Below are 5,364 nucleotides of genomic sequence, written 5' to 3' on the forward strand. Positions count from 1 at the left end.
GCTGGCATTGGCATGGAGGGCGCAGGCGTTGTGGAGGCCGTGGGTGAGGGCGTGACCCACCTGCGTGTGGGCGACCGCGCGGCCTATGCCAGCCAGCCACCCGGCGCGTATTGCCAGGTGCGCGTGATGCCCGCCAAGTGCGTTTGCAAGCTGCCCGATGCCATCAGTTTCGAGACTGCTGCCGCCATGATGCTCAAGGGGCTGACGGCGCAATACCTGCTCAAGAAAACGCTGCCCGTGGAAGGCCTGCAGCCTGGTGACCATGTGCTGTTTCACGCTGCCGCTGGTGGCGTTGGTTTGATTGCCTGCCAGTGGGCCAAGGCCCTGGGCCTGCAGCTCATCGGCACGGCGGGCAGCGATGCCAAGTGTCAGCTCGCGCTGGCCAACGGCGCGGCCCACGCCATCAACTACAGCACCGAAGACTTTGCCGCCCGTGTGAAGGACATCACGGGTGGCAAGGGCGTGAAAGTGGTGTACGACTCGGTGGGCAAGGACACCTGGGATAAATCGCTCGATTGCCTGCGCCCCTTTGGTCTGATGGCCAGCTTTGGCAATGCCTCCGGTCCGGTGGCAGCGTTTGCCCCCGGTTTGCTGGGTACCAAGGGTTCGATCTATGTCACGCGCCAGACTCTGTTCAGTCATATCGCGACACGGGAGAGCACGCAGGCCATGGCTGATGATCTGTTTGCCGTGGTGGCCAGCGGTCAGGTCAAGATCCATATTGACCAGCGCTACCCGCTGGCCGAGGTGCAGCAGGCCCACCGCGATCTGGAGGCACGCAAGACCACCGGTTCGACCATCCTCACGCTGTGAACGGGGCTTCGGGCGCAATTTCCTTCGCGCAGTGGGTGGCTGCCGCGCGCCAGCAGGCATCGCAACCCCCGCCTAGGCCGAGGCACCCGCTGGTGGCCGCCGGGCATGTGATTGGCTCGGTTGCACAGGGGTTTTTTGACGAAGCGGGCGCTGGAGGCATTCTCCAGCAGCATCCATTGCGGTTGAAAAAGCACGAGACTGCCGCGCCGTGCTGGCACCTTGAGGTGGCTGCAAACGAGGTCACCCGGGCGCTCAATGCGCTGGCTTGCGCGCTGCGTGAGCGGGGGCTGTGTGGTCCGTGGCGTGACGAGCAACTGGCGGTATGCAGCCCAGCGGGCGAGGTGGTCGCCACGGTCGAGCGCGGTGCGGTGCGTGTGTTGGGCATCACCACGCGCGCCGTGCACCTGATCGGCCATGCCACCGATGGCCGAATCTGGGTGCAAAAGCGCGCCCTGACCAAGCCCAACGATCCTGGCAAGTGGGATACGCTGATGGGCGGGATGGTGTCGGCCGCCGATACCCTGCCACAGGCCCTGGAGCGCGAGACCTGGGAGGAGGCTGGGCTGCGCGTCGAGCGCCTGCACGGGCTGACGCACGGCGGGCATGTGCTGTTCAGCCGCCCCAGCAGTGAAGGGCAGGGTGCCGGATTCATGGTCGAGCGCATCGACTGGTTCAGCGCCGTGGTGCCCGATGGGATGCCCCCGGACAACCAGGACGGCGAGGTGGAGTGTTTTGCGCTGCTGAGCCCCGATGAGGTGCGCGGGCGGGTGGCGCAGGGGGGCTTCACGCTGGAGGCCGGGCTGGTGCTGGCTGGGTTCTTCGGAGCGTGATGGTTGGCCAGGCGCCCCGTGCCTTGCCGCCTGCCACGCCGCATCAGCTGCGGTCTGCCACCGGCTTGAGCCGGTTGGGCGCAAGCGCCCCGGCCGATTCAAGAATCGGATACGCCACGGAGCACAGCAGCGAGTTGATGCGCTTGAGTTCGCTGATCAGGTCGATATGCAACGAACTCGTCTCGATGCTCTGCACCGTGTTGTCTTGCAGCCGTGCCAGGTGGGTGACCGAGTAGGCGTGCTCCAGGTCGCGAAAGCGTGCCTTTTCCTCCAGCAGCTTTTGCGCATCGCGCACGCTACCGTCGAGAAATACGCTCATGGCCAGGCGAAGGTTGTCCAGCAGCCGCGCGTGCAGCTCGCTGATTTCTTCCATGCCCGCTTCAGAGAACTGGCGGCCTTTCTTGATCTTCTTGTCCTCGATATCGATCAGCACGCGCTCGATGATGTCGCCGATCTGTTCCATGTTGATGGTGAAGCTGATGATGTCAGCCCAGCGGCGGCCCTCGCGTTCGTCCAGTGCCTCCCGCGAGATCTTGGTCAGGTAGTACTTGATGGCCGAATACAGGCCGTCCACCTTGTCGTCCAGCTTGCGCAATTCTTCGGCCAGACGCAGGTCGTCCGTGCGGATCACCTTGTGCAACCCGATCAGCATCGACTCGACCACATCGGCCAGGTGCAGCGCTTCGCGCGCAGCGCACGAGATGGCCAGCGAGGGTGTGGCCAGTGCGGAAGGATCGAGGTGGCTAGGCCGCGTGCCGGCGGCATCTTGCTGGTTTTGCGCGGGCATCAGCCGCTCGGCCACGCGGGCCACCGTGCCCGTCAGCGCGATGCAGGCCAGGCAGGCGACGATGTTGAAAGCCAGGTGAAACAGCACGACCTGTGTGGCTGCGTCGGGTACGTAGGCTTGCGCATGCTGCAGCCACAGGCCCACCAGGGGCGCCATGATGACCACGCCGATGACCTTGAAGATCAGGTTACCCATCGGGACCTGGCGGGTCAGAAGGGGGGAATTGAGCGTGGTGAGCACCGCCAGGATGCCGCTGCCCAGGTTGGCGCCGATGACCAGACCGAGCGCCACGTCCAGCGGAATCCCGCCCGAGCCAGCCAGCGCTGCCGTGAGCAGAACGGTGGCAAGGCTGGAGTAGGCCAGCACCGCCACCATGGCGCCGGTGAGTATCTCCAGCAGCAGGTCGCTGGTCAGCGCGCCCAAAAGGGTGCGTACCGCAGGTGACTGGGTGAGCACGGTTGTGGATTCAGTGATCAGGCGCAGGGCCAGCAGCATCAGGCCCAGGCCGATCAGGACCCGACCGACACGGCCAGCGGTGGTGTCCTTGCGCGAGATGAACAGCACCACACCCACTAAGATGAGCAGCGGAGACAGCCATGACAGGTCTGTCGAGAACACAACGGCGATCACGCTGGTGCCCACGTCGGCACCCAGCATCACCGCCAGCGCAGCGGGCAGGCTGACCATCCCCTGGCCCACGAAGGACGAGACGATGAGTGCCGTGGCCGTGCTGGATTGCACCAGAGCCGTGACGCCAATGCCGGACATCATGGCCGTGAGACGGTTGCTGACGCTGTGTGCGATCAGCTGCCGCAGGTTGGCCCCAAACACCCGCAGGACGCCTCTTCGTACCAGGTGAGTCCCCCAGATCAGCAGCGCCACGGCGGCAAGCAAGTTAAGAAGATGTTTCATGGATCGGGGGTATTTTCTTGTTCTTTTGAAACGGCGGTCTGCAGAGCATTCTCCACGCCACTGCCGGGCTGAAAAGGCAGGCGCAGACGGCGTTTGCGAGTGCCTGCGGCCCGCGCGACATGTGCTCTACAAATGGCGCTGAAAGTGGCCTGTCATCAACCTGGCAAATAAGGATACTGCTGATTCCACAGCACCGCCGGTGGACGGGGTAGCCGCAGAGTCAGCCGCCACAGCAAAACGGCCCGCTGGGAGCGGGCCGTTGGCTTGGTGTCGCGGGTGGGCTGGTTCAACCTACAAGCGGTGCTGGCAAGTGCATAGCGCTGTCACCCCAAAGGTGAGGCTGCGAAAGCAGCGCAAGCCCCGAGGCCACGCGGTGTGCGGCAAGATGACAAGCGGTCAACTGCCGTTTTTAGGTTCAATGTTTGCCACGAACCCGCAGTAGCTCGTCCAGAATCAGGCACGCGGCTCCCACAGTAATGGCCGAGTCCGCCACGTTGAACGATGGGAAGTACCAGTTGGCGTAGTGGAACTGCAAGAAGTCCACGACGTAGCCGTGCATAAGCCGGTCCACCACATTGCCCACGGCCCCGCCGAGAATGCTGGACAGCGCGAAGCTAAAGAGTTTTTGCCCCGGATGCGCCTTGAGCTGCCAGACGATGAAGATGGTTGCCGCAGCGCCAATGCCGGTAAACAGCCAGCGCTGCCAGCCCCCGGCGTCTGCCAGCAACGAAAACGCAGCGCCCGTATTGTGCGCGCGCACGATGTTGAAGAAGCTCGTGATGAAGGTGGAGTCGCCCAACTCGTAGTGGTCAACGATCAGCGTCTTGGTGATCTGGTCAGCCACCAGGATGACCAGCGCCCACGCCAGCCAGGGCCACAGGGTGGGGCCGCTGCGCCCCCCAAACGATGCGGAGCCGGATGCGCGCGCCATCACGCGTGCACCCGCGCTTCGCCGTCGCCCAGCAGGTTGCTGGTGCAGCGGCCACAGATGGTTGGGTGCGCTGCATCGTGGCCCACATCACTGCGGTAGTGCCAGCAACGCTCACATTTGGCATCAGAACTGGCCTTCACGCTAATCTCCATTGAATTTCCTGCTATCAATGTAATAGCGGATGTGATGAACACAAACTTGAGGTCATCTCCCAGGCTGGCCAGCAGCGCGTGGTCTTCGGCAGTTGCGGTCAGGGTCACGGTGGCCTGTAGCGACGAGCCCACCTGGCCCGCGGCGCGCAGGTTCTCGATTTCCTTGTTCACGGCATCGCGGATCTCGCGGATGCGCGACCACTTGGCCAGCAGGCCCTCATCGGCACCGGCACCGACACCCGCTACGTTGCCGTAGGTTTCCAGAAAGATCGACTCTGACTGGCCGAAAACCTTCCACGCCTCTTCGGCGGTGAACGACAGGAAGGGTGCCATCCAGCGCAGCATGGCGTGGGTGATGTGGTACAGCGCAGTCTGTGCGCTGCGGCGGGCCAGGCTCTTGGGCGCTGTGGTGTAGAGGCGGTCTTTGAGCACGTCCAGATAAAAGCCGCCAAGGTCTTCCGAGCAGTACAACTGCAGCTTGGCCACCACGGGGTGGAACTCATACACCTTGTAATGCGCCAACACGGTGGCCTGGAACTCGGTGGCGCGGGTCAGGGCGTAGCGGTCGATCTCCAGCATCTGATCGAACGGCACGGCGTCTTGGACCGGATCAAAGTCGCTCACGTTGGCGAGCAAAAAGCGCAGCGTGTTGCGAATGCGGCGGTAGGCATCCACCACGCGCGCCAGGATCTTCTCGTCGCCCGCGATATCGCCCGAGTAGTCGCTGGCGGCCACCCACAGGCGGATGATTTCTGCGCCCAGTTTCTTGTTGATCTCTTGCGGGTCGATGCCGTTGCCCAGCGACTTGCTCATCTTGCGGCCCTGGCTGTCCACGGTGAAGCCGTGGGTCAGCAGGCCGCGGTAGGGCGCGCGGCCTTCCAGCGCCGATGCCAGCAGCAGCGAGCTATGAAACCAGCCGCGATGCTGGTCGTGGCCTTC

General features: G+C 63.9%; 5 protein-coding genes. 2 read left to right on the forward strand and 3 right to left on the reverse strand.

The genetic code is table 11. The annotated features are described in order from the left end of the window. Together ACK543_RS00240 and ACK543_RS00245 are read left to right on the forward strand one after the other, a co-directional pair. Positions 1-813, forward strand: an 813-nt coding sequence (locus ACK543_RS00240) for a quinone oxidoreductase family protein (protein WP_409940873.1), incomplete at its 5' end; no start/stop codon positions are given. Between the two features lie 92 nt (positions 814-905). Continuing rightward, complete coding sequence (locus tag ACK543_RS00245) at positions 906-1,643, forward strand: NUDIX hydrolase (protein ID WP_409940874.1); 738 nt, start codon at positions 906-908, stop codon at positions 1,641-1,643. A 43-nt stretch (positions 1,644-1,686) separates the two neighbouring features. Here the strand turns inward: ACK543_RS00245 and ACK543_RS00250 are convergent, their stop codons facing one another. The 3 genes from ACK543_RS00250 to ACK543_RS00260 form a co-directional block, all read right to left on the reverse strand. Further along, entirely contained in the window at positions 1,687-3,342 is a 1,656-nt protein-coding gene (locus tag ACK543_RS00250) for a Na/Pi cotransporter family protein (protein WP_409940875.1), read from the reverse strand. 415 nt (positions 3,343-3,757) lie between these two features. Then, positions 3,758-4,273: a signal peptidase II gene (gene lspA / locus ACK543_RS00255; RefSeq protein WP_409940876.1), complete on the reverse strand. Its 516-nt coding sequence runs from the start codon at positions 4,271-4,273 to the stop codon at positions 3,758-3,760. Continuing rightward, positions 4,273-5,364, reverse strand: a 1,092-nt coding sequence (locus ACK543_RS00260; RefSeq protein WP_409940877.1) for a class I tRNA ligase family protein, incomplete at its 5' end; no start/stop codon positions are given. The genes ACK543_RS00260 and lspA, both read right to left, overlap by 1 nt.

This window comes from Acidovorax sp., assembly GCF_046341535.1.
In the GTDB taxonomy this organism is placed as follows: domain Bacteria; phylum Pseudomonadota; class Gammaproteobacteria; order Burkholderiales; family Burkholderiaceae_C; genus Acidovorax.